Annotated in this window: 23 protein-coding genes and 1 CRISPR repeat array; of the genes, 19 read left to right on the top strand and 4 right to left on the bottom strand. The window is 56.2% G+C overall.

Annotation, left to right across the window (positions count from 1 at the left end):
- Positions 1 to 121: 121 nt before the first annotated feature.
- The 5 genes from I6I94_RS05240 to I6I94_RS05220 all read left to right on the top strand — a co-directional run bounded on the left by I6I94_RS05240 (position 122) and on the right by I6I94_RS05220 (position 4256).
- Complete coding sequence (locus tag I6I94_RS05240; protein WP_128087368.1) at positions 122 to 1759, top strand: RNA-guided endonuclease InsQ/TnpB family protein; 1638 nt, start codon at positions 122 to 124, stop codon at positions 1757 to 1759.
- 88 nt (positions 1760 to 1847) lie between these two features.
- Positions 1848 to 2364: direct repeats of the CRISPR family, unit length 29 nt; unit sequence GTCTGCCCCGCGTGTGCATGGGTGGTTCC.
- A gap of 262 nt (positions 2365 to 2626) precedes the next feature.
- Complete coding sequence (locus I6I94_RS05235; RefSeq protein ID WP_128087369.1) at positions 2627 to 2881, top strand: antitoxin VbhA family protein; 255 nt, start codon at positions 2627 to 2629, stop codon at positions 2879 to 2881.
- Entirely contained in the window at positions 2878 to 3699 is an 822-nt protein-coding gene (locus I6I94_RS05230; RefSeq protein ID WP_172425645.1) for a Fic/DOC family protein, read from the top strand. Before I6I94_RS05235 ends, I6I94_RS05230 begins: the two co-directional genes overlap by 4 nt.
- Before the next feature lie 70 nt (positions 3700 to 3769).
- The gene (locus tag I6I94_RS05225) at positions 3770 to 3949 is read left to right on the top strand and encodes a transcriptional regulator (RefSeq protein WP_128087370.1); all 180 of its coding nucleotides are present in this window, start codon (positions 3770 to 3772) and stop codon (positions 3947 to 3949) included.
- A gap of 67 nt (positions 3950 to 4016) precedes the next feature.
- On the top strand, positions 4017 to 4256 hold the full coding sequence (locus tag I6I94_RS05220; protein WP_197702328.1) for a hypothetical protein: 240 nt from the start codon (positions 4017 to 4019) through the stop codon (positions 4254 to 4256).
- Positions 4257 to 4269: 13 nt separating this feature from the next.
- On the opposite strand, the gene I6I94_RS05215 is transcribed toward I6I94_RS05220, so the two are convergent.
- Positions 4270 to 4866 (bottom strand): GNAT family N-acetyltransferase, encoded by a 597-nt coding sequence (locus I6I94_RS05215; protein WP_128087372.1) that lies wholly within the window; start codon positions 4864 to 4866, stop codon positions 4270 to 4272.
- A 250-nt stretch (positions 4867 to 5116) separates the two neighbouring features.
- Between I6I94_RS05215 and I6I94_RS05210 the strand changes: the two genes are divergently transcribed.
- From I6I94_RS05210 to I6I94_RS05150, 13 genes are all read left to right on the top strand, one after another.
- A complete protein-coding gene (locus tag I6I94_RS05210; RefSeq protein ID WP_006888629.1) occupies positions 5117 to 5305 on the top strand; it encodes a hypothetical protein in 189 nt (62 codons plus the stop codon).
- 119 nt (positions 5306 to 5424) lie between these two features.
- A complete protein-coding gene (folP, locus tag I6I94_RS05205) occupies positions 5425 to 6375 on the top strand; it encodes a dihydropteroate synthase (RefSeq protein ID WP_201620968.1) in 951 nt (316 codons plus the stop codon).
- A 37-nt stretch (positions 6376 to 6412) separates the two neighbouring features.
- Positions 6413 to 6847 carry a dihydroneopterin aldolase gene (gene folB, locus I6I94_RS05200; protein ID WP_128087373.1) on the top strand — a complete coding sequence of 145 codons (435 nt, stop codon included), beginning with the start codon at positions 6413 to 6415 and terminating at the stop codon, positions 6845 to 6847.
- Positions 6848 to 6884: 37 nt separating this feature from the next.
- Positions 6885 to 7454 carry a 2-amino-4-hydroxy-6-hydroxymethyldihydropteridine diphosphokinase gene (gene folK / locus I6I94_RS05195; protein ID WP_128088170.1) on the top strand — a complete coding sequence of 190 codons (570 nt, stop codon included), beginning with the start codon at positions 6885 to 6887 and terminating at the stop codon, positions 7452 to 7454.
- A gap of 64 nt (positions 7455 to 7518) precedes the next feature.
- Complete coding sequence (locus tag I6I94_RS05190) at positions 7519 to 8052, top strand: DUF3180 domain-containing protein (RefSeq protein ID WP_126854299.1); 534 nt, start codon at positions 7519 to 7521, stop codon at positions 8050 to 8052.
- Between the two features lie 220 nt (positions 8053 to 8272).
- Positions 8273 to 9226, top strand: coding sequence for a Rossmann-like and DUF2520 domain-containing protein (locus I6I94_RS05185; RefSeq protein WP_128088171.1), 954 nt, complete (start codon positions 8273 to 8275; stop codon positions 9224 to 9226).
- On the top strand, positions 9219 to 10166 hold the full coding sequence (gene panC / locus I6I94_RS05180) for a pantoate--beta-alanine ligase (protein WP_128087374.1): 948 nt from the start codon (positions 9219 to 9221) through the stop codon (positions 10164 to 10166). Before I6I94_RS05185 ends, panC begins: the two co-directional genes overlap by 8 nt.
- A 97-nt stretch (positions 10167 to 10263) precedes the next feature.
- A complete protein-coding gene (gene lysS / locus I6I94_RS05175) occupies positions 10264 to 11847 on the top strand; it encodes a lysine--tRNA ligase (protein WP_371518511.1) in 1584 nt (527 codons plus the stop codon).
- A gap of 169 nt (positions 11848 to 12016) precedes the next feature.
- Positions 12017 to 12211 (top strand): hypothetical protein, encoded by a 195-nt coding sequence (locus I6I94_RS05170; RefSeq protein WP_037236490.1) that lies wholly within the window; start codon positions 12017 to 12019, stop codon positions 12209 to 12211.
- A gap of 165 nt (positions 12212 to 12376) precedes the next feature.
- Positions 12377 to 12739, top strand: a complete 363-nt coding sequence (locus I6I94_RS05165) for a histone-like nucleoid-structuring protein Lsr2 (RefSeq protein WP_023133547.1) — start codon at positions 12377 to 12379, stop codon at positions 12737 to 12739.
- An 803-nt stretch (positions 12740 to 13542) separates the two neighbouring features.
- Positions 13543 to 16113, top strand: coding sequence for an ATP-dependent Clp protease ATP-binding subunit (locus I6I94_RS05160; RefSeq protein ID WP_006888502.1), 2571 nt, complete (start codon positions 13543 to 13545; stop codon positions 16111 to 16113).
- 200 nt (positions 16114 to 16313) lie between these two features.
- Positions 16314 to 16778, top strand: a complete 465-nt coding sequence (locus I6I94_RS05155; protein ID WP_236588953.1) for a MarR family winged helix-turn-helix transcriptional regulator — start codon at positions 16314 to 16316, stop codon at positions 16776 to 16778.
- A gap of 132 nt (positions 16779 to 16910) precedes the next feature.
- The gene (locus tag I6I94_RS05150) at positions 16911 to 17897 is read left to right on the top strand and encodes a quinone oxidoreductase family protein (RefSeq protein WP_197702338.1); all 987 of its coding nucleotides are present in this window, start codon (positions 16911 to 16913) and stop codon (positions 17895 to 17897) included.
- Positions 17898 to 17975: 78 nt separating this feature from the next.
- On the opposite strand, the gene I6I94_RS05145 is transcribed toward I6I94_RS05150, so the two are convergent.
- Complete coding sequence (locus tag I6I94_RS05145; RefSeq protein WP_006888636.1) at positions 17976 to 18743, bottom strand: SDR family oxidoreductase; 768 nt, start codon at positions 18741 to 18743, stop codon at positions 17976 to 17978.
- Positions 18744 to 18899: 156 nt separating this feature from the next.
- Positions 18900 to 19886: an HhH-GPD family protein gene (locus tag I6I94_RS05140; protein ID WP_236588952.1), complete on the bottom strand. Its 987-nt coding sequence runs from the start codon at positions 19884 to 19886 to the stop codon at positions 18900 to 18902.
- Between the two features lie 102 nt (positions 19887 to 19988).
- Here I6I94_RS05140 and I6I94_RS05135 point away from each other — a divergent pair, with 102 nt between their 5' ends.
- Positions 19989 to 20669 (top strand): hypothetical protein, encoded by a 681-nt coding sequence (locus tag I6I94_RS05135; protein WP_232617558.1) that lies wholly within the window; start codon positions 19989 to 19991, stop codon positions 20667 to 20669.
- A gap of 137 nt (positions 20670 to 20806) precedes the next feature.
- On the opposite strand, the gene disA is transcribed toward I6I94_RS05135, so the two are convergent.
- Positions 20807 to 21880 (bottom strand): DNA integrity scanning diadenylate cyclase DisA, encoded by a 1074-nt coding sequence (disA, locus tag I6I94_RS05130; RefSeq protein WP_006888339.1) that lies wholly within the window; start codon positions 21878 to 21880, stop codon positions 20807 to 20809.
- Between the last annotated feature and the right edge of the window lie 89 nt (positions 21881 to 21969).

Genomic DNA, 21969 nt, shown 5'->3' with positions numbered 1-21969 from the left:
CGGAATATAAAACATGGGTGGGCATCTTCGGAGTATGTGACGATGTGGAGGGCACACACCCTAAAAATCCTTTACTATTAGGGAGTGAGTTCTGAGGTATGGTCTGAGGAAGGAGGAACTTATGGCTACTACTGATAAGAAGGATAAGGATAGAGAAAAACTTCGAGCGTATAAGTTCCGTCTTGACCCAAATCAAGCTCAGACTACCGCTCTCTATCAGGCAGTCGGTGCGGCTCGGTATACATACAATATGCTCACCGCATATAACTCAGAAGTGAATAGACTTCGTGATGATTATTGGAAGAAACGCCATGACGAGGGTATCTCCGACGCAGATATTAAAAAAGAACTTAAAGCGCTTGCCAAAGAAGATAAACGCTATAAGCAGTTAAAATATGGAGCGTTTAGCACCCAGTACTTAACACCTGAAAGAGATCGTCATAAAGATGCTGCTCTCCGTATCAAAAATGGCGAAGATCCGTCAGTTGTGTGGAACCAAGAGACGGAGCGATCGGCTAATCCGTGGCTTCACACCGTAAATCGCAGGGTGCTGGTGAGCGGTCTGCAAAATGCGAGTGATGCTTGGGACAATTTCTGGGATTCCCGTATGGGTAAACGCGCTGGGCGTTTGGTGGGTACACCGCGTTTCAAGAAGAAAGGTGTTTCGCGGGATTCTTTTACGGTTCCAGCAGCGAAGGAAAAGGAAAAGATGGGCGCTTACGGCGCCGCGTATCTGCGAGGGGAACCTGCCTACAAGCAGGGGCGACGTAAGATTACAGACTATCGTCATGTGCGGTTATCTTATCTAGGTACTATACGCACCTTTAACTCGACCAAGCCACTAGTGAAAGCGGTTGCAGCTGGCGCTAAGATTCGTAGCTATACGGTCTCCCGTAATGCTGACCGCTGGTATGTATCTTTCTTAGTGAAGTTTTCGGAGCCTATACGTCGTTCTGCAACAAAGCGTGCTCGTGCTGCTGGTTCTGTAGGTGTTGATTTGGGAGTTAAGTACCTGGCGTCACTTTCAGATTCTGAGGCTCCACAACGTTTCCCGAATCTAAAATTTGTCGAAGGACTGCCTAGCCTTGAGAACCCGCGCTGGAGTGGGACAAGCTCGCGACGGCTGCGTAAGCTACAGCGTGCTCTAGCACGTTCTCAGAAAGGGTCGAATCGACGTTCCCGTTTAGTGAAGCAGATAGCTCGGTTGCACCATATGACGGCGTTGCGTCGTGAGTCGAATCTGCATCAGCTGACGAAAAAACTTGCTACCGGGTATACCCTGGTAGGGTTTGAAGATTTGAATGTTTCCGGTATGACCGCCTCTGCGAAGGGGACGGTTGAGAATCCGGGGAAGAATGTTGCCCAAAAGTCTGGTTTGAACCGGGTAGTTTTGGATGCGGCATTCGGCGTGTTCCGTAACCAGTTGGAGTATAAGGCTGTCTGGTATGGTTCTGCGTTTGAGAAGGTTAACCGTTATTTTGCTTCGTCGCAGACGTGTTCGGAGTGCGGGAGGAAAGCGAAAACCAAGCTGACTCTGCGCGACCGTGTCTTCGACTGTGTGTACTGTGGGAATATGATGGATCGTGATTTTAATGCGGCCGTCAATATTTGCCGTGAGGCGCAGAGGCTTTTTGACGAAAAACTCGCCTCAGAAGATGGGGAGAGTCTAAACGGACGTGGAAGTCGAGGCGCTCTTCGGGGTGCTAAGACTGTAGAAGCGTCAAGACCACCTGCGAGTCATCGTAGAGGGTCACCGTAGATGAGTAATCGTCTACCCATCCATTGCATTATGCACGCAACTGAATAGAGTTTTGCAGACATGCGGACGTTATACCTAGTCAGCAAGCGTCTGCCCCGCGTGTGCATGGGTGGTTCCATAAAGCCCGCTTGGGATTTGGCGCTCAATGCGTCTGCCCCGCGTGTGCATGGGTGGTTCCTCATCAACGGCCAGCAACCAGGGCGCTTCGGAGTCTGCCCCGCGTGTGCATGGGTGGTTCCTAGAGGCTAAGGTTCCTGGGGGGCCGGGCGGCGTCTGCCCCGCGTGTGCATGGGTGGTTCCGGTCGCCGCTGCCGCCAAAACTATAGCAATTTGTCTGCCCCGCGTGTGCATGGGTGGTTCCTTCCAGACCGCAGGCACCAACTACGAGGCTGCGTCTGCCCCGCGTGTGCATGGGTGGTTCCCCTCTCATCAGTGACCATCTCAGGAATTTTGAGTCTGCCCCGCGTGTGCATGGGTGGTTCCGAATTCACGGCCTGCTTTCCACAGGTCAGAGTGTCTGCCCCGCGTGTGCATGGGTGGTTCCATCTACGTTATCCGCGGAACACGTCAGCAACGGTCTGCCCCGCGTGTGCATGGGTGGTTCCAAGCCGCACGATCATCCGGGCGGTTTCGCGTTTGTCCTTCGACATCCGACCCTCACCCCCCTTCCCGCTATAAACCCCTCACGCGACTAAACAATAGGAACGTGAGATGCGGGGGTATTTATGGTGTACAGCGGCTAAGGGTGCAGGTGTGCGGGCAGCTCACGAACGTAACAACCCGCGCATCCAGGCGATGCGCCTAATCTTCTCCCTGAGCTTTCGCGTAAAATGAGGTAGGTAGAAGATAGGTGTTGGGGGAGTGCTGATGTCTCAGAGCGATATGTTTGATCTTGATAAGCGGTGGCCTGATCTTTTTGACAGGCTTGACCCCGCGCAGCGCCGCTCAGTAATACAAACCTTGGCGAGTTCCTGGCTTGAAGGTCGTAGGCCAGATCGTCAAGAGGTCGAAAATTTAGTGGATGAAGCATGCGGTGCCATCAGTGAGGAAGAATACCTCCGGCGAGCACTGGAAAAAGCGCGTGGCCTTGAACCCGAGAATAAAGTAGAGAAATTGTCGTGACAGTCTTTGACAGCTGGGAATCCTACTTCTACCCACCACCCAATAATGAGACGTTAAGGAATCTTAAGGGGATTCTGAACCCGCGTGATTTAGCAGCCTATGAGTACGCGGCTACAGATTTACGTAATCGACAGCTGAAAACTGACCCCTCCCTCATTGAGCACACCTATGATGCTGACCATGTGCGCGCTATCCATAGGTACCTTTTTCAGGATGTGTATGAGTGGGCTGGGGATTACCGCACACAGAACATGTTTAAGGGTGGGCGGTTTGTCCCGTTCGCAAGCGTGAACGGGGGAGAAATAGACCGGTATCTCAACACAACGCACCACATTGTTACCACAACTGACTGGGCCCAGCTAGATCGTGACGAGTTCAGCCACGCAGCCGCCGCAGTTTTTGCGAACCTGAACCAGGCGCACCCTTTTCGGGAGGGAAACGGCCGAACGTCACGGGTTTTTATGGACCATGTGGCGCAGAACTCTAAGTTCGATTTGGACTATTCGCGTGTGAGCCCTAAAGACTGGAATATGGCGTCTATGTTGAGCGGCCCCGACTTGGGTAAGTATGAGGTGGTGCCGGGATCACTGGTTCCTGTTTTTCAGGCGATAGCTACTAGGCGCGAGCCGGAGGTTTCCGCACCGTCCGAGACGAGCACCGTAATGCGGCAGATGCGCTCGAAAATAGGTGAGGTGAAGAAAGGGTATGCCCCATCACCTCAGGGCCAACCGCAGAAAAACCAGCAGCGCCAGACCCCGCAGCAGCCGTACCGGCCTAAACGCGGGTATGGTGATCGGCGTCCAGGGATGGGGCTATAGGAAATAGGGGCCTAGGGGTCGAATAAAGGGCACTTTAGAGGTGTTTTAGGCACGCGATCAAGGAGGTCTTATGAATCAGAAGCTAGATGAGCTGTACGGTTATATTCAGGTGTCAGCTCCTGAGGTGTTTCACGAGCTGTTCCGTGCTGAAGAAAATCCTGAGAAACGGGAATTCTATTTGGCGTTGTTCAACTATAGTTTGCAGTCGCGTCAGCGGCGGATTATTGCTGAAGAAAAGTTTGTAATATAGTACGGTAAGCCCACAGTATATTATTGTTGCTGGCGTTAATGGAGCTGGTAAGAGTTCTCTATATCGTGTGTACCCTCACCTGTTTTATCAAACCCGTCGCATAAATGCTGATGAGCAGCTACAAGCTAACAATGGCGATTGGCACAACCCTGCAGATGTCGCAAAAGCTATGCGCGATACTCTTCAGGATTTGCAGCGATCTCTCGCAGATAGAGAATCTATCCACCAAGAGACCACCTTGGCAGGCTCGGCAAAATCGCTGGAAATAATCGGCGATATAGCCACAGTGAGCAAGTTACGCCAATAAGGGCGGGCACAGCTTAGAGGCAGATAGCCATTTCCTGCTCATGTAGCTCCGGCCCAAAGGACCGGTCTACCTTTGTTTCACCCGTTAGCTGCCAGCCCTGCCGCTCGTAGAAGCTGCTGGCGCGGGAATTTCCCTCTAAAACCCAGAGATGCGCGCGCTTGCATCCCCACGCGGTAAAGGTGCTGAGCGCATGGTTCATGAGGGCGTGTCCAATACCCTGGCCGAGGGCATCCGGACCCACATAAAGCGAGTGGAGTCTTCCGACCATCTCCCCGCCCGGAGTAGTCCTTCCGGGGCGGTCAGCATTGTTGGGTGCCGCACTGAAATGGCAGAACCCTAGCACCGCATCGTCGCGTACCGCGAGCATAAACGACCGTTTTTCACCGTCGTTCGGTCCCTGCACGGACGCTATATTATTGGGCGGCAAGTTTTGGGGAAGCTGACTGAGGTACCCGCACATCCGCTCGGTGTCTTCCGCGACGTTGAGCGAATCAAGGTAACCCTGCGGTACCAAACCCTGATAAGCGAACCGCCACCCCAGAACACGGATGCGCGCTACTTCTTGCGCATCGTTAGGGGCGGCGGGTCGAATTGTGAAGGCATCCGGCATGGCTTAATCCTAACGGATGTGAAGATCCGCCTTCCCAAGCTGCCATAAAATGAAAGGCCCCAAGATGCCGAATAAATCACCGTGCCCGGGGCCGTCATCAGTGCTTAATAATTGCATGATTTATACGGATTTAGTTTTGTTGTTTCTGCGGTGAGAGTATGCTGGGATTATTCGCGCCCGGCGCGGGTTTTCCGCTAACCGCGCCGGGGTGCGCATCACATGTGTACGTACAAGGGAGAATGCTGTGACTATGAAGACCGGCGCCTGGGTTTTAGCTCTATTCGCTATTGCGGGGCTGATCGCTGTTGTGCTCATTGACGGGCCGCTACGCTGGCTTGCGTTCGGGGAAACCCTCATGACCGGGTTTATTGCCCTGGGGCTGGTAGTGGTTTTGGCGCTCGGCTGGGGCGAGAATAAGCCCGCAGAAATCAACGATTAAGCGCTTGTTTAGGCCGCGAGAGGCGGATATTATGCCGATAGAGGTGGTCGGCTGCATCCGCTTCTCGCATGATAGCTGAAAGCGGGGGGCGGTTGGTGCGCATCCGTTAGGATTGAATCATGCACGCAATGATGAGCCCGCAGCCCCCCGCACACCTGCCCTGCGACGCCGCAGCCGCAGAGCGAACCCTGGTGATGGGAATCCTGAATGTCACCCCCGATTCTTTCAGCGACGGCGGTGAACACTACACCGCGAACGACGCTCTCGCCCACGCGCAGCGCATGATCGCCCAGGGCGCAGACATTATTGATGTGGGCGGCGAATCCACCCGGCCCGGTGCGGTGCGCATCAGTGTTGAGGAGGAACTTCGGCGTATTCTGCCCGTGATCGAGGGGCTTGCCGAAACCGGTATCACCATCAGCGTAGACACCATGAACGCAGCGACCGCCCGCGCCGCCGTAGCCGCCGGGGCGCACATCATTAACGACGTTTCAGGCATGAGCGTGAGCGATGAGATGATACAGACCGTCGCCGAGCTGGGCGTACCCTATATTCTGATGCACGCGCGCGGCACCTCAACCACAATGGATGCGCTCGCCGCCTACCCGCGCGGTACCGTCACCGAGGTGCTGGACGAGCTTGCCGCCCTGCGTGATCGCCTAGTTGCCGCCGGTGTTCATGGCGAGAACATTATTCTTGACCCCGGGCTGGGGTTTGCGAAGGGCGGTATGCAGGATTGGGAACTGCTCGCCGCCCTTGGGCAGCTGCACGCGCTGGGGCACCGGGTACTAATCGCCGGTTCACGTAAACGTTTTCTGGCGAATGCGCTGAACGCGGCGGATGCGGCGCGCACCAAAACCCAGAACCCCGCCGCGGGCGCGAACACCGCGCCCGACCAAATGCCGCCAGCACGCGCCCCCGAAGACCGTGATGCCGCATCCGCCGCTCTCTCTGCACTCGTGGCGGCCCAGGGAGTGTGGGGGGTTCGGGTGCACAATGTGCCCCCCACGGTGGATGCCGTGACCGTAGCGAATACTTTACGCACTGTTATCCGCACCAAACAGACCTAAAATTATGTACCAGTATTCACATCAGCTAAGGAACACCATGCCAAACCAAGCCCACGCTTATGCCTCCTGCGACCGTATTACCCTGACCGGTGTTGCCGCCGTGGGGTTTCATGGAGCGCTTGATTTTGAGAAACGTGAAGGTCAGCCCTTCATCGTAGATACGGTTTTATACACCGACTTCACGCAGGCTGCCGCAACCGATGACCTCGCCCAAACCACGAACTATGCGGAAGTTGCCGAGATTATCCGCACGCATATTGTGGGGGAGTCCCTCGATCTGATTGAGACTCTTGCCGTGCGTATCGCCCAGAACGTTCTGGACGAATGCGCATATGTGCATGCGCTTGAGGTGACCGTCAACAAACCGAAGGCCCCGATTGAGGTGACCTTCGGGAACGTGGCAGTGACCGTATTCCGGGAGCGCGAAGGCACGCAGTCTCAGGGCGGAAAGGGTGCAGGCGCGCGTGGGTAATGTACCGAACACGAACCAATCGCACCACGCGCCCGGCATGGACGCGTTAGCGCATACGGCGGTGCTGGCCCTGGGGTCAAACCTGGGCGAGAGCGAAACCACCCTAGAGCAGGCCGCCGCCGACCTCGTGCATCTTAGCGGGGGTGCAGTGCGGCTAGTAGGCGCCTCCGGGCTGTATGTGACGGAACCGGTAGGCGGTCCCGCCGACCAGCCGGACTATATCAACGCCATCCTTGAAGTGCGCACAAGCCTTGACCCCTACGCGCTGTTAGTGCTGTGCCAGCAGGTGGAGGCGCATCATCACCGGGTGCGGCTTGTGCGATGGGGCCCGCGCACTCTCGATATTGACGTTATTACCTATGACGACCTCGTCAGCGACGACCCGGTTCTGACGCTGCCGCATCCACGTGCGCATGAGCGTGCTTTCGTGCTGGTTCCGTGGGAGCAGGCAAACCCGCAGGCGCAGCTGATGGTGCGCACCGCATCCGGCTGGGCTAATAGGGCGGTTGCGGAGCTGGCGCGTGAGGTGAGTGCGGCTGACTCGCACGCCAACGTTAATGCTGTCAAACTGCTGCGGCCCATGAATTTTATGCCGGAGGAAGCCTGAACCCCCTCAGACGGGCTACCCTTAACTAAGGAGAGTCGCCGCCTAGAGATGAAAGTGAGGGTCTATGAAGCCTATCCCTCTGCGGATTATTCTGCTGTGCGCGGCGCTGGGAGTGATAGCTGCCGTTGCTGTGAACAGCATGCTTGTGAGCTCCGGCGGCGGTGAGATTGTGATGTCGCCGGTGGTGATCGTGGTGTGCCTGTGCATGGGCGGCGGCGCCCTGTGGCTGGGGTTTCAGGTGGCCCGCTGGCGCAATATTGAAACCCGCGCGAAAGCGAAAAACATGAACCCGGTGGCGGCTGCCCGGGTGCTGGCGTACGCGCAGGGCTCAATTCTCACGGGTGCCTCTCTCACCGGGTGGATGCTGGGGCTTCTCATCTATCAGCTTTCGCTGGTGAGTGCGCGCGGGGTGACGGGCGTTTTGTGGGTGACGGGCGCGAACCTTGTGGGCGCCGCAGCGCTTTTAGCGATGGGTATTTGGGCGCAGTACCTGTGCCGTATTCCGCCGGATGATCCGGACGGTAATTCGTCTTCGGGCGGGTCGAATTCGGGTAAGCTTGCCGCCGACGGGTACTCCCGGGTGAGCGATCAGCAGTAGAGGGTATGTATGGCGCAGCTTCCGCACTTTGAGAGCGATTCTTCCACGCACGAGGGCGAAGGAATGGTGACCGCGACCGAGGGCGAGTAGGCTGGTGCGTCTGACGATCTGCACCGCCGGGGTGGCCGCCTCCTCAGCGCCTTTGAGCCGCCAATAATGTGTGTTTAGGAATATCACTGGCACACCGTAAAAATCAGTGAATATACTTGATAGTGTGACCATGAACCATCTCAAACCCGCACGCTTGGGTATCGGTATTGTCAGTGCCGGCAAAGTTGGTGCGGTGCTCGGTGCTGCCCTGCGCTCGGCGGGGCACGCCATTGTCGGTGTGCGCGCCGAGTCTGATGCGTCGGCTGAGCGCGCCGAGAACCTGCTGCCGGGCATACCCGTGCTGCCTACTGAGCAGATTATTGAACGAAGCGAACTTGTGCTTCTGGCTGTTCCTGATGATGCGCTCCAACCTGTTATTGAGGGTATCGCCACGGGGGGCATGGTCAGCCCCGGGCAGCTGTTTGTGCACACCTCCGGGCGGCACGGTGCCGGAGTGTTTAAGCCACTCACTGAGCAGGGGACTATTGGTCTTGCCGTGCACCCAGCCATGACGTTCACGGGGCTTTCCCTCGATGTGCAGCGCCTCAACGGGGCCAGTTTTGCGGTGACCGGCCCGGCTCCTTTTATCCCTATCGCCCAGGCGCTCGTCGTTGAGATGGGCGGTGAACCCGTGCATATTGCCGAGGCTGACCGTGCCCTCTACCACGCCGCTTTAGCGCACGCCGCAAACCACCTGGTGACCATTATGGGGCAGTCCCAGCAGGCGCTGGCATCTATCGGTGTTGAAGACCCATCCCACTATTTGGGGCCGCTGGTGCGTGCCGCCCTTGATAATGCGCTCGCGGCGGGTGAAACTGCGCTCACCGGGCCTGTTATTCGGGGCGACTCGGGGACCGTTACCGAACATTTGCGGGCCCTGCGGGAGTACGCTGAACAAGAAAATACGCGAGATATAGCTGACTCTTACGCGGAATTGGTAAAATCGACCGCAAAAAGGGCGCATAATAGAGGTTTGTTAAACGATGAACAACTGGGGCGGGTTGAAAGCACCTTGACTGAGCATACCTCGTTCATGGATACCACCGACCCCGCCCCTCAGACAAGGAGTTCTCGTCATGACTGAGATAACGAAACCCCTGGTAGTGAAGACCATTGCAGAGTTTCGCGCCGCTATTGCTGAGGCGCTGGTTGCTGCGCAAGAGAAGCTGGATGCGCAGGCGCGGGCCGCGGCCGCCGAAAATGGTACTGTGGTTGAGTACACGGATGCGTCGCTGGGCTATGTGCCGACCATGGGTGCCCTCCACCACGGCCATGCTAATCTGATGCGCCGTGCCCGCGAACAGAACGAGGTGGTCGCCATCTCCGTATTCGTGAACCCACTCCAGTTTGGCCCGGACGAAGACTACGAGAAGTACCCGCGAACCCTGGAAGCTGATGTTGAGCTTGCTGCTCGTGTAGGCGTCGATATTGTGTTCGCCCCTGAGGTTGAAGAAATGTACCCGGATGGTGAGCCGCTGGTTCGTATTTCGAGCGGCGAGCTGGGGTCACGGTTTGAGGGCGCGACCCGCCCCGGCCACTTTGATGGTGTGCTGACTGTGGTTAATAAGTTCTTCAATATTATTGGTTCAGCGACCGGCGGCCACAGAGTGAACGCCTACTTTGGTCAGAAGGATGCGCAGCAGTTCTTGCTGGTTCAGCGTATGGTGCGCGATTTTAACCATGATGTGACCCTGCGGGCGGTCGCTATCGTGCGTGAGGATAATGGTTTGGCACTGTCCTCCCGGAATGAGTTCCTCTCGGATGATGAGCGTGAGGCGGCCCTGGTGATTTCCCGTACCTTGGCACTGCTGCGTGAGCACTCGCTCAACCGCGGGTTTGAGGGTATTGACCTTGACGGTGCCCGGGAACGCATTAACGCGACCCCCGGGGTGCGGCTGGATTATTTGGAGCTGGTGGATCCGAATAACTTTAACGCCCCCACCAGCGAGTCTGAGCGGGTGCTGGCCCTAGTTGCCGCATATGTTGGACAGACTCGCCTTATCGATAATATGGATTTACGGTAGTTCAGTTTTTACCGCATCAGCCCACACAGCCCGTGTGGGCGCTTCGCGGTTTAAGACGCAATATTTTCAGCAGAGATACAACAGGTAGGTATTCCCCTTGAGTAACGAGCAGAACGCCGCACCGGCGATCGCAGATATGTCAGACCAGATGCAGATTCGCCTTGAGAAGCGCGCTAAGCTGCTCGAATCCGGGCGCCAGGCGTACCCTGTGGGCCTGTTGGATGCTCAGGGCGGGCGTATCGCACCGGACCATATTGCGGATGTGCGCGCCGAGTACGACCCGAAATTAGAAGCCGGCGAGCTCACCGCAGGGGACGAGACCGACCACGTAATGAACGTTGCGGGCCGTGTGGTGTTCGTGCGCAATACCGGTAAGCTCTGCTTCGCGTCCCTGCAGGCGGGTACGAATGGTGACCGCATTCAGGCGATGCTCTCGCTCAATGAGGTTGGTGAACAGTCGCTTGCCGACTGGAAATCCCTGGTGGATTTGGGCGATCACGTGTATGTGACCGGTCGTGTGGTGGTCTCTCGCCGCGGCGAACTGTCGATTATGGTGCGTGAGTGGAGGATGGCCGCGAAGTCGATTCGCCCCATGCCCGTGCTGCACAAGGATTTGAACGAGGAAACTCGGGTGCGCCGCCGCTACCTGGACCTGATGGTTCGTCCCGAGGCACGTGAGCTGGTGAAGAAGCGCGCCCTGATTACCCGCACCGTGCGCCGCGTACTGGAAGATCACGGCTATATTGAGCTGGAAACCCCGGTGCTGCAGCTGGTGCACGGCGGCGCGACGGCTCGCCCGTTCCGCACCCACCTGAATGCCTTCGACCAGCCTATGACGATGCGCATCGCCACCGAACTTCCGCTCAAGCGTGCCGTGGTGGGCGGTATTGAGCGCGTCTACGAAATTGGTCGCGTATTCCGCAACGAGGGCGTGGATTCAACGCACAGCCCCGAATTTACAACCCTGGAATGCTACGAAGCCTACGCCGATCAGTACGTGATGGCCGAGCGTATGCAGGAGATTATCGTTGCGTGTGCACAGGAGCTTGGGGTTACCGCGATTGAGACTGAGGACGGCACGATCGACTTGGGCGGCGAGTGGGCGTGGCTGAGTGTCTACCCCGGACTGTCTGAGGCCGTGGGTGTTGAGATCACCCCGGATACTCCTGCTGAGACGCTGCGCGAGATCGCCGCCAAGCATGATGTTGAGGTGAATCCCGCCTGGGATGCAGAGAAGCTTGTGATTGAGCTTTTCGGCGAAATCGTGGAGCCGACCCTGCTGAACCCGACCTTCGTGTATAACTACCCGCCAAGCGCCCAGCCTTTGGCGCGGCCAAACCGCGATGGTTCCCGCACGATTGAGGCGTGGGATCTGATTATTGGCGGTATGGAGCGCGGTACCGCGTTCTCAGAGCTGATCGACCCTGTGATTCAGCGCGAGCGTTTGACCGAGCAGTCCCATAAGGCCGCTGCGGGCGATGACGAGGCGATGGAACTTGATGAGGACTTCTTACGCGCCCTAGAGCACGGTGCACCGCCGATGGGCGGTCTCGGGCTGGGTGTTGACCGTCTGATTATGCTTTTGGCCGGTGAACAGGACCCTGAACGCCCTGGAACCGTGGTGCGTCAGCCGGGTATTCGTGAAACTATTCTGTTCCCGCTCATGAAGCCCGAAGCTTAAATTATAACTTTAGGTTTAATATTTGATTGAGCTCACATTCAGGGCGGCATTAATCCTGGAATGAGCGTTCTTAAACCGCCCGCACGAAATTTTGAAGACGTGCGGGCGGCTTTTTCTTGTGTGTGCGGGTATTCTGGACTCTAGAAAGCCAGATGAAGGGAGAGGAAATATGGATATTTTGATTGCGTTGGTTCCCCCGATTTTCGCCGGGATTGCCCTGTATTTTATATTGCGGTGGATTAATCGTGCGGACCGTTCGGAGCGCGCAGCGCAGCGTGAGGCCGAAAAAGATGCCCAGCTTTGGTATGAGCAGGTAAAAAGTTCACGGGGGTCTGTTAACCCATTTACTGATGATAAACCGTAGTTGTATAAAATATTTCCCGCGAAAGTATTAAAATATATTTCGGAACCTTTATCTTTAGCGTTAAAGTCTGTTACTATGTATGTGCGATAGAAAATGTTTCATATAGAATTCTTTATATTTGAGTTTTCTCTAGCGCGTTCACATAACTACTAAGGAGATAACTACATGGCACAGAAAGTGCGCATCATTCTTGAAGACGATCTCGACGGCGGCCCCGCAGACGAGACCGTACGATTTGGCCTTGATGGTGGCCAGTATGAGATTGATTTGTCGAATGCTAATGCCGCTCGCTTGCGTGATGCTATCCGCCCGTTCGCGTCGAAGGCTCGCCGCGTACAGAACACTTCGGGGTCCGGCCGTGCAGGTCGTGGCTCGCGTGGCGCAGCAACTGCTGTGAAGCGCAACCCCGAGACCGCTGCTATCCGTAAGTGGGCTAAGGAAAACGGTCATGAGGTTTCCGACCGCGGCCGTATTCACCAGGAGATTCAGGATGCGTACTACGCAGCACTGAAAAAGGAACAGGCATAAGCTACGTTTCTTAAATAAAAGACGGGAAGGCTTTTGAGCCTTCCCGTCTTTTATTTATGTCATTTTTCTGTCAAAGTGAATCTTGCCAGGTTGATTTGTGTATTGTGGTGGGCGGAGCGATAGGGTGAGGCTCTAAAGTGTGGTGGTGAACCCCCGTAAATTTGGTGTGACGAGGTGGTCTCCAGGGTGCATATATTGGTCTGTCCACATCAACTGTGGAATGTACGGCACATGTTAGTTGTGTAGGTTAATCTCACGGTCATAATCGGTTGTTGTGAAGATGTCGAGAAAATATCCGCGATACCCCATCTCTATTTGGTATATTTCATGCATATTTTGATAGTTGCATTTTTGGAAAATTGTTTGAAGTGTTTTATTTCCTGCCCTTTGAAATGGATAGTACAGGGCGGGCTATTGGGTGGCGTAAGGAATAATTTCGGTGTGCCGAAAACATGCATATGGTTACCACTTAGAGAGAATTCATTCTATATTTTCCTGGTAAATAGTTGCAGTTTCTATAAAATAAATCAAGCCCTTGAGGTTTATTGTCGGGATTAAACGAAAGTTAAACTTTATTTAAGTCTCGTATATACATAAGGGTTACCGAAAGGTAAGCATTAGGTTTTCATAATCCCTCAGAATCCTCGTGCCACCGAGCTCGCTGCGGCAGATGATGCGCACGTGACCCCAGCTGCGGGCCGGTGCGACCTTCGTCTCGCTAGTTCTTTCGATGGCGAACAGTCCCCACGCGAGGGGTAATACCGCGTAGTCTTGTATCAAGTAGAAAATCCTAGGAGTACGCAATGTTTGAACGCTTTACCGACCGAGCTCGGCGCGTAGTGGTGCTTGCCCAAGAGGAAGCACGCATGCTCAACCACAATTACATCGGTACTGAGCACCTACTGCTCGGCCTAGTTCACGAGGGGGAGGGCATTGCGGCCCGAGCCTTGGAGTCGCTGGGTATTACGCTCAACAGCGTACGTGAACAGGTGCAAGACATTATTGGCCCGGGGGCAAACGCACCCAGCGGGCATATTCCCTTTACCCCGCGCGCGAAGAAAGTGCTGGAGCTTTCGATGCGCGAGGCTATTCAACTTAACCACGGTTACATCGGCACCGAACATATCCTGCTGGGTATGGTGCGCGCGAACGAGGGCGTGGCAAACCAGGTGCTGGCCAAACTCGGTGTGGAACCGGCTGCCGTGCGCCAAGCCGTAATGGACCTTATCTCTGGGTACCCCGGTAATGGCGACTCGAAAGAAACAGCCGGTGTTGGCGCGGGCAACTCCCGCGAGGGCACCCCGGCGGGCTCGACGATTCTCGACCAGTTCGGGCGTAACCTCACCGCCGCTGCACGCGAAGGTCAGCTTGACCCGGTGATTGGCCGTCACCACGAGATGGAGCGTGTGATGCAGGTGCTCTCACGCCGCACCAAGAACAACCCCGTGCTTATCGGTGAACCCGGTGTCGGTAAAACCGCCGTTGTTGAGGGCTTGGCGCAGGCCATCGTACACGGCGATGTTCCCGAAACTCTTAAAGATAAGCACCTGTACACCCTGGATTTGGGTTCGCTGGTTGCGGGCTCCCGGTACCGCGGTGACTTTGAGGAACGCCTCAAGAAGGTGCTCAAGGAGATTCGCACCCGTGGCGACATTATCCTGTTTATCGACGAGATTCACACCCTTGTCGGGGCCGGTGCCGCAGAGGGCGCTATCGATGCGGCTTCTATTCTGAAGCCGATGCTGGCTCGCGGTGAGCTGCAGACCATCGGTGCCACCACCTTGGATGAGTACCGCAAGCACATTGAGAAGGACGCCGCCTTGGAGCGCCGCTTCCAGCCGATTCAGGTGGACGAGCCTTCACAGGAGCTCGCTGTGCAGATTCTTAAGGGTGTGCGCGATAAGTACGAGGCTCACCACCGCGTGACTATCTCGGATGAAGCAATTGAAACTGCCGTAAACTTGGCGGCGCGCTATATCTCTGATCGTTTCCTGCCCGATAAGGCTGTTGACCTGATTGACGAGGCGGGCGCACGCCTGCGTATTAAGCGGATGACCGCCCCGCCCGAGATTAAGGTGCTGGAAGAGAAGGCAGGTAAGCTCAAGCGCGCGAAAGAAGACGCTATTCGGGAGCAGGACTACGAGAAAGCTGCCGGTCTGCGGGACGAGGAACAGAAGGTTCTTCAGGAGAAAGACCAGAAAGAGAAGGCATGGCGTGAAAACGGTGACGCCTTCGGTGAGGTGACCCCCGAGGTTATTTCAGAGGTTCTGGCGTCTTCAACCGGCGTTCCGGTGTACAAGATTACCGAAGAAGAGTCCTCGCGTCTGCTCAAGATGGAGGACGAGCTGCACAAGCGTGTGATCGGGCAGGAGCACGCTATTAAGGCGTTGGCCCGCTCGATTCGCCGTACCCGTGCCGGGCTGAAAGATCCGAACCGTCCGGGCGGCTCGTTCATTTTCGCTGGTCCGACCGGCGTCGGTAAGACCGAGCTTGCGAAGGCTTTGGCAGAGTTCCTCTTCGGCGATCAGGATGCACTGATTACTCTGGATATGTCGGAGTACCAGGAGAAGCACACCGTTTCACGCCTGTTCGGTGCCCCTCCCGGGTACGTGGGCTATGAAGAAGGCGGTCAGCTGACCGAGAAGGTACGCCGTAAGCCGTTCTCGGTGGTGCTGTTCGACGAGGTTGAGAAGGCGCACGCCGACCTGTTCAACTCGCTGCTGCAGATTCTTGAAGATGGCCGCCTGACCGATTCGCAGGGTCGTGTGGTGGACTTCAAGAACACCGTGATCATTATGACCACGAACCTTGGCTCACGCGATGTGAACCGCCGGGTTCCTGTGGGCTTCCAGGCAATGGACGATAACGCCGCTGACTACGAGCGTATGCAGGCCCGCGTCATGGAGAACCTCAAGGAGCACTTCCGCCCCGAGTTCCTGAACCGTGTGGACGATATTATTGTGTTCCCGCAGCTCTCCGAGACCGAGATTCTGCAGATTGTGGACCTGTTTGTTGGTCGTTTGGCAAAGCGTCTGGCGGATCAGGATATGTCGATCGAGCTGACGAATGCGGCGAAGGTTCTCATGGCTTCGAAGGGCTATGACCCGGCGATGGGCGCCCGTCCGCTGCGCCGCGAGATGCAGCGCAATATTGAGGACGCCTTGTCGGAGAAGATCCTCTTCGGCGAAATTAAGCCCGGTGAAAAGATTACCGTGGACGCTGAGGGTGAAGGGGATGACGCGAAGTTCACCTTCTCCTCCCAGCCGATGAAGGAATTATCCAGCGAGTACCTGAAGGATCTGGATTCGCAGTCGGTCGCTGAGGAAGAAGCGGTTGAAGAAGCCGAGCAGATCACCAATAACGCTGCCGAGTAGCTTTCAGCCTCGGTTAGTGATCAGGCTCAAATGAGCGCAGAGCACCCCCAGTCTCCCGTATGGGAGGAGCTGGGGGTGTTTCTTTATGGCCTGTGCCCTGCATGTTTGCCTGGAAGGGGCGCGCTGGTGTCGGGCGGGATGCGGCGGAGGGATAGTATGCTTAGTACATGCCCGCATCATCGAAAAAAACTCAGTCTTCATTGTCTCGTTCACGACCGGAACGGGGGCAGGACGCCTACCGTGCCGAGGTTCAGGCGCGGCTGGGGTTTTCCATTAAACGTGCCGAGCAGGCGATGATGGTGGCAAAATCTAAAGCTTTGCGGGAGTACGATCTGAGCGTCGCACAGTATGCCGCCATGCTTTCGCTCTACTATGCTCCCGGACAGTCAGCGGCGCAGCTGGCACGCGCTGCGGCGGTGACCCCGCAGACAATGGCTACTGTTCTTGCGCGTCTGGAGGCAAAAAAACTGATTACCCGCGTGCCTTCAGAAATCCATAGTCGCGTGAATGTGGTGACCCTAACCCCGGCGGGGGAGGAGCTGGGGCTGAAAGCTGATGAGAAGGCGCGTGCCGTTGAGGACCTTATGAGCAGTGAATTCACCCCGCAGGAGCAGGAACAATTACGCGATTTGCTGGGCCGACTCGTTGAGGTTCTTGAGGGGTAGATTCTGCCCCGTTGACGTGCGGGTGTTTATAGGCGCCCGCAAATAATCCGCTGCCTGAGGCCCGGGAATAACACTACCCTTAATAGCAGATGTCTGTTATAGTTCAGTGTGCGACTATAATTAAGGAGTATGATGATGAAGGCTGTCCAGATTACCAGCTACGACGGGCCCCTTGGCACCTTAGAATACGGTGAAACATCCGACCCAACCCCGGCTGCCGGACAGATCGCTATTAACGTTCACTACGCAGGCGCTAGCTACGTGGAAGCACTGTTTGCAGGCGGATTCGTACCGACTATCCCTGTGCCCTGGGTGCCGGGGCTTGAGGCATCCGGCACGGTTCGAGCCCATGGCGAAGGGGTCACGGAGCACGACGGCCTTGAGATTGGCACTCCTGTTGCCGCCTTTACGGTCACTGACAGCGGAGGGTACGGGCAGATCGCGGTCACTAACGCCCACCTGGTTGCGCCAATACCAGAGGGGCTAGATGCTGCCACCGCAGCCGCTGTACCCGCAAACACTACGGCTGCGCTCATAGCCCTGGAACGGCTGGCTCAGGTGCAGTCGGGGCAGAGCGTGCTGGTTCAGGCCGCCGCAGGTGGCCTTGGGTCTCAGCTTGGGCAGGTGGCACGGTATCTGGGTGCTTCCCGCGTGGTGGGCGTTGTTGGTTCTGAACAGAAGCGGCACGCGGCATTAGAACTGGGGTATGACGAAGTAATCTTACGCGATGATCTAGCAGAGCAAGAGCCCGACCAATTCGATATTATTGTCGACCCGGTGGGCGGCCCAACACGCGCTCGGTGCGTGGACCTGCTCCGTGTAGGTGGTCGCCTGCTTGTAGTAGGCGACGCTGCTCAGGCGGGGGATCAACTCATAAGCAGCAATGACCTGTGGCTCGGCGGTAAAAGCGTCATGGGATTCAACCTAGGGGCTTTAACGGCAGCACAGCCTGAGCTTGTGGGAACATACCTCCGGCGCGCGCTGCAGCTGGTCGCCGATGGGGAAGTGAAGGTGCAGGTGACGGACGTCGTGCCTATTACCCAGGCCCCCAGCGTCCTGGCGAGGCTGCGGGCCGGAAGCACCGTCGGTAAAACCGTCCTTAAACACGAAGCGCTATAGCGACGCGCTAATAGTGAGACCCTCCCTCCCGGCTGATTAAGGGCCGGGAGGGAAGGAAAGCCGGGTGATAGATGGGGCTTATTCAGTGGTTAGCCAGTCATTGAGTGTGGTGGGGTCGGTACGGTCTGCTGGGTCAGGGATTAACCCGCCTTTAGCGATAGCCGAACCAAGGTATGGCAGCTGCCACACCAGCTTGGGGTGTTTGCCGCCGATTTCACCGCGCGCCGCGAGGATACGCTTCACAAACTCGGCTGCCGTCCCTTCTTCGGCGCCGCGAATCGAAATAACGCCTGAATCGGGGATATTCATCTGCCCCTCAGCAATATCGCAGGCTAGCTGAGCCACCGGCGCAGCCGGTAATGGCGACATCTTCATAGTGGGCAGCACCGATACGGGCCCAAAAGTGACCTGCTTTACGAGGGTGGGCAGAATCTCGAACCACTGCGCGGAGTGAATAATCACAGTTTCCACCGGTGAGGCCTTATAAGTGTTTTCCTGCACGGCCTTGCCGCTGTAGTAGCCGTATCCGCGGCATACTGCCGCATCCTGCACACCGGCAATCGAAATGCACACAATGCGCTTCACCTGGTTCTCTGCCGCTGCCTGCGCAATATTGCTGGCGGTGAGCTTAAAGAGTTCCTCGGCCTTGCGACGATTCATGACCGTGTGGTTCAAGGCATCAATGACCACATCCACCCCGGCGAGAGCTGGGGTGAGGCTCTCAAGCACTGAGGCATCTACCCCGGTGGAGCGGCTCAACGGCACCACCTGGTGCCCTCGCTTCTCAAGTTCGGTGCAAATTTTCGTGCCAATGGTTCCGGTTGCCCCTGCAACTGCTATTTTCATGAGTATCCCTCTTGAGTGAATAGTTGGTATTTCAAATACGTATTTTCTATTCTTCCAAAAGTTGGAAGCGAAAACAATAAGTTTCTGAATAAAGTATCTAAAAAATTTATATACTAAATTGTTATAAAAGCATAAAATATGTCTAATACTTATGCGCTATAGTGAAACTAAATCATCTTTTTCACTCGCCAGACCGTCAGCAAGTAGTCCCTCATAGCAGCGTTGGATCTGCTCTTGAGAAGAGCCTAGCGTACGCAGCGACTTCACCACTGTTGACAAGTTTTTGGGTGCCACAATATCGGGGGAGAAGTTGGTAATAAGTTCCTTAGGGATGGGGTGGTGGGCTTCTCGAAGAACCGCCATCATTGCCCCGCGTAACTGCCGGTCTGTGCCATGCCAGCTTTGACCCTGAGGGGTGTACTCAGCCTCTGGTTTACCAGCAGCAACCCAGGCACATAAATGCCTAATTGGGCATATACTGCAGGTTGGAGATTTTGCGGTGCACACCAGTGCCCCAAGCTCCATTGTGGCGGCATTCCATAGGCAGCTAGCCTGCTCATCGGTGGGCATCAGCGCCTCGGCGAGGCGAGTTTCAGCCGCATTAAGCGACTTGTTCGGCAACCCTTTGCCGCTGATGGCACGCGCGTGTACCCTGCGAATATTTGTATCTATTACAGTTGCACGCCGCCCAAATGCGAAGGAAGTAATCGCTGCTGCAGTGTAAGAGCCAACCCCCGGTAAGGCCAGCAGCTGCTCATAAGTGCCGGGAACATCACCATGATGCTCTAACACAATAGCCTGCGCCGCCGCATGAAGGCGCTGCGCCCGACGCGGATACCCCAACCTGCCCCAAGCACGCACCGCCTCGGCGGACTCTTCAGCTGCTAAGTCTTTGGGGGTCGGCCAGCGGCGCATCCATTCTTCCCACACTGGAAGAACACGTTTAACCGGAGTCTGCTGAAGCATAAACTCGCTCACCATCACACCCCACGCGGAGCACTCTGCGCGGCGCCACGGCAGATCGCGAGCATTGGCGATAAACCAGTCACCCACCAGCTGGTGCAGCTGCTCTGTCTGTGCACAAGATACATGGGGTGCTGTAGAAACGGCCCTTGGGTGGGGAGTGCGTGGTGAAGAGGTCATTGAACTAGGGTAAAACACCCGCAATATATTCCAAAAATAATATATATGCATAATTCCCGTTAAGGAATAAAACGCTGTATTCTTATATGTATGTCAGAAGATATGGATTTGCCCCCTGAAGTATATCGCCGTCGACGCATTATTGCGGCAGTTGCGGCAATTATTATTTTGATACTTCTTATAGTAGGTATTACCTGGGCTGTTAATACCATTCAAAACCGTAATACGAATGAAGCAGTCCCCAGTGCTACAGCAACAGCAGAGGCATTCCAAAACTTCAGCGCCCGAGCGGATGTGACCGCCTCACCCACCGGCTCGGCAAGCGCCAACCCCTCACAAGCAGCCGACCCCAGTAAAAGCCCCGACCCGAGCGCATCCACCACCTCGGCTGCTGTAGCTGCCTGCTCCGCACAGAACCTTAAAGTGACCGTAGCTCCCTCCAAAAAGCAGTATGCTGCGGGGGAGGCACCTTCTTTTACCGTCACCTACACCAACACCTCTAAAACCCCCTGCGCCATCGGCGGAGATAAAGCAGAAAACGGCATAGAGCTGAACATTACCTCCGGTGCGGCACAAACCTACTCAAAGAACAAGTGCGCCCCTGCGCCGTTGAAAAAAGCTGAGCTTGAGCCGGGGAAAGAAGCCACCGGTGAGATAGCCTGGGACCGCAAATCCAATGCGTCAGGGTGCGAAAAAACGAAAGACGCCGAGAAGGGCACTTATTCGGTGGTTGCAAGCGTGAACGGTGTTGCCTCACAGGCGGTAAACTTTACCCTCGCCTGATAGTAACTATCGCGGCATCTGCGGTGCTGCCCTGCGGGAGGGGGCTATAAGCCCGCTCCCTCCCGGCCGGGGGAGGCCGGTAGTTTCCCGTACGTGAAGCCGCCTCCAACAATGCTTTGTGCAGGCTGGTGCGTGGCTTACAGGTACTTTTCGAGGGTGCTCTCAGCCATGCGGGAGAGCGACTCACGCAGGGTGCGGGCGCGGTTGCCGCCGACCCCCTCCACGGCCCGCAAATCCTCAAGGGTGGCCGCCATAAGCGCCTGTAAAGTGCCGAAACGTTCCACTAGGCGCGAAGAGATAATATGCGGGATGCTTTGAATACCATCCAGCAGACGGTATCCGCGCGGCTGAAGCGGAGTGTCTAGATCATACCCCTCAAAGCCGACCACCTGCGCAATAACCTTCAAATCGACAATGTTCATATCGTCCAGGTTCTCCAGAGCCTCAACAGCATCCCCAATGTTCCTCGGGTTGGGGTTGGGCAGGTAGTCGAAGAGAATAATCTCGCTGCCGGGCATGTCGGGACTGCGCAGTTCCTCAAGCTGAAGCGCCACCAGGCGGCCATGCACACCCAGCTCAAGCACATAGTGGCTAACCTCGGAAATAATACGACGCACCATCTCCATGCGCTGAAGGGTGGCGGCCACATCTCCCAGGGTCACGTGCGACTCAATTTCTAGAGTCGAGAGCGTCCCCAGCACTTTACGCAGACGCTTCTTGTAGCTTTCAAGAGTCTGGATGGCCTGGTTAGCGCGGCTCATGAGGTACTGGGTGTCCTGCACCGTGTAGCGGGTGCCATCCACATACACCGAAATCACAGACATAGAGGCGCTGACCGAAATCACCGGAAAACCAGTCTGGATAGCGATACGTTCGGCGGTGCGGTGGCGGGTACCGGATTCATTCGTCTCAATGAACGGATCAGGCATGAGCTGCACAGCGGCTTTGAGGAGCCGGGTGGCATCCCTATCGCAGATAATAGCGCCATCCATTTTGGCAAGTTCGCGCAAACGGGTGGCCGAGAATTCCGTATCAATATCGAACCCGCCGGAAGAGAGCGCGGCAACGGTGCGGTCTGAACCGAGCACAATGAGTGCGCCGGTACGTCCGCGCAGGATGCGCTCCAGCCCCTCCCGCAGTTCGGTACCGGGGGCGATGCGAGCGATCGTTTTGAGAAGGAGTTCGCTATAGTCTGTTTGCACGTGCTCCATTGTAGCCTGTTTATAGTGTTATTTCGCCTTTGAGGGTTGAGCGCAGGGGGCGCGTAGTTACACGGAAAAATGCATAAATAAAGAGTATT

The sequence above is a fragment of the Rothia aeria genome, from assembly GCF_016726365.1.
Lineage (GTDB): Bacteria > Actinomycetota > Actinomycetes > Actinomycetales > Micrococcaceae > Rothia > Rothia aeria.
Note: the sequence above shows the minus strand (reverse complement) of the source record. Positions and strands in the feature narration are given on the sequence as shown.

What these genes read in the sequence shown, in the direction of transcription:
- I6I94_RS05240 (WP_128087368.1), top strand. Translation starts at nt 122, where the DNA reads ATGGCTACTACTGATAAGAAGGATAAGGATAGAGAAAAACTTCGAGCG.
- I6I94_RS05235 (WP_128087369.1), top strand. Translation starts at nt 2,627, where the DNA reads ATGTCTCAGAGCGATATGTTTGATCTTGATAAGCGGTGGCCTGATCTT.
- I6I94_RS05225 (WP_128087370.1), top strand. Translation starts at nt 3,770, where the DNA reads ATGAATCAGAAGCTAGATGAGCTGTACGGTTATATTCAGGTGTCAGCT.
- I6I94_RS05215 (WP_128087372.1), bottom strand. Translation starts at nt 4,866, where the DNA reads ATGCCGGATGCCTTCACAATTCGACCCGCCGCCCCTAACGATGCGCAA.
- I6I94_RS05210 (WP_006888629.1), top strand. Translation starts at nt 5,117, where the DNA reads ATGAAGACCGGCGCCTGGGTTTTAGCTCTATTCGCTATTGCGGGGCTG.
- folP (WP_201620968.1), top strand. Translation starts at nt 5,425, where the DNA reads ATGCACGCAATGATGAGCCCGCAGCCCCCCGCACACCTGCCCTGCGAC.
- folB (WP_128087373.1), top strand. Translation starts at nt 6,413, where the DNA reads ATGCCAAACCAAGCCCACGCTTATGCCTCCTGCGACCGTATTACCCTG.
- folK (WP_128088170.1), top strand. Translation starts at nt 6,885, where the DNA reads ATGGACGCGTTAGCGCATACGGCGGTGCTGGCCCTGGGGTCAAACCTG.
- I6I94_RS05190 (WP_126854299.1), top strand. Translation starts at nt 7,519, where the DNA reads ATGAAGCCTATCCCTCTGCGGATTATTCTGCTGTGCGCGGCGCTGGGA.
- I6I94_RS05185 (WP_128088171.1), top strand. Translation starts at nt 8,273, where the DNA reads ATGAACCATCTCAAACCCGCACGCTTGGGTATCGGTATTGTCAGTGCC.
- panC (WP_128087374.1), top strand. Translation starts at nt 9,219, where the DNA reads ATGACTGAGATAACGAAACCCCTGGTAGTGAAGACCATTGCAGAGTTT.
- I6I94_RS05170 (WP_037236490.1), top strand. Translation starts at nt 12,017, where the DNA reads ATGGATATTTTGATTGCGTTGGTTCCCCCGATTTTCGCCGGGATTGCC.
- I6I94_RS05165 (WP_023133547.1), top strand. Translation starts at nt 12,377, where the DNA reads ATGGCACAGAAAGTGCGCATCATTCTTGAAGACGATCTCGACGGCGGC.
- I6I94_RS05160 (WP_006888502.1), top strand. Translation starts at nt 13,543, where the DNA reads ATGTTTGAACGCTTTACCGACCGAGCTCGGCGCGTAGTGGTGCTTGCC.
- I6I94_RS05150 (WP_197702338.1), top strand. Translation starts at nt 16,911, where the DNA reads ATGATGAAGGCTGTCCAGATTACCAGCTACGACGGGCCCCTTGGCACC.
- I6I94_RS05145 (WP_006888636.1), bottom strand. Translation starts at nt 18,743, where the DNA reads ATGAAAATAGCAGTTGCAGGGGCAACCGGAACCATTGGCACGAAAATT.
- I6I94_RS05140 (WP_236588952.1), bottom strand. Translation starts at nt 19,886, where the DNA reads ATGACCTCTTCACCACGCACTCCCCACCCAAGGGCCGTTTCTACAGCA.
- I6I94_RS05135 (WP_232617558.1), top strand. Translation starts at nt 19,989, where the DNA reads ATGGATTTGCCCCCTGAAGTATATCGCCGTCGACGCATTATTGCGGCA.
- disA (WP_006888339.1), bottom strand. Translation starts at nt 21,880, where the DNA reads ATGGAGCACGTGCAAACAGACTATAGCGAACTCCTTCTCAAAACGATC.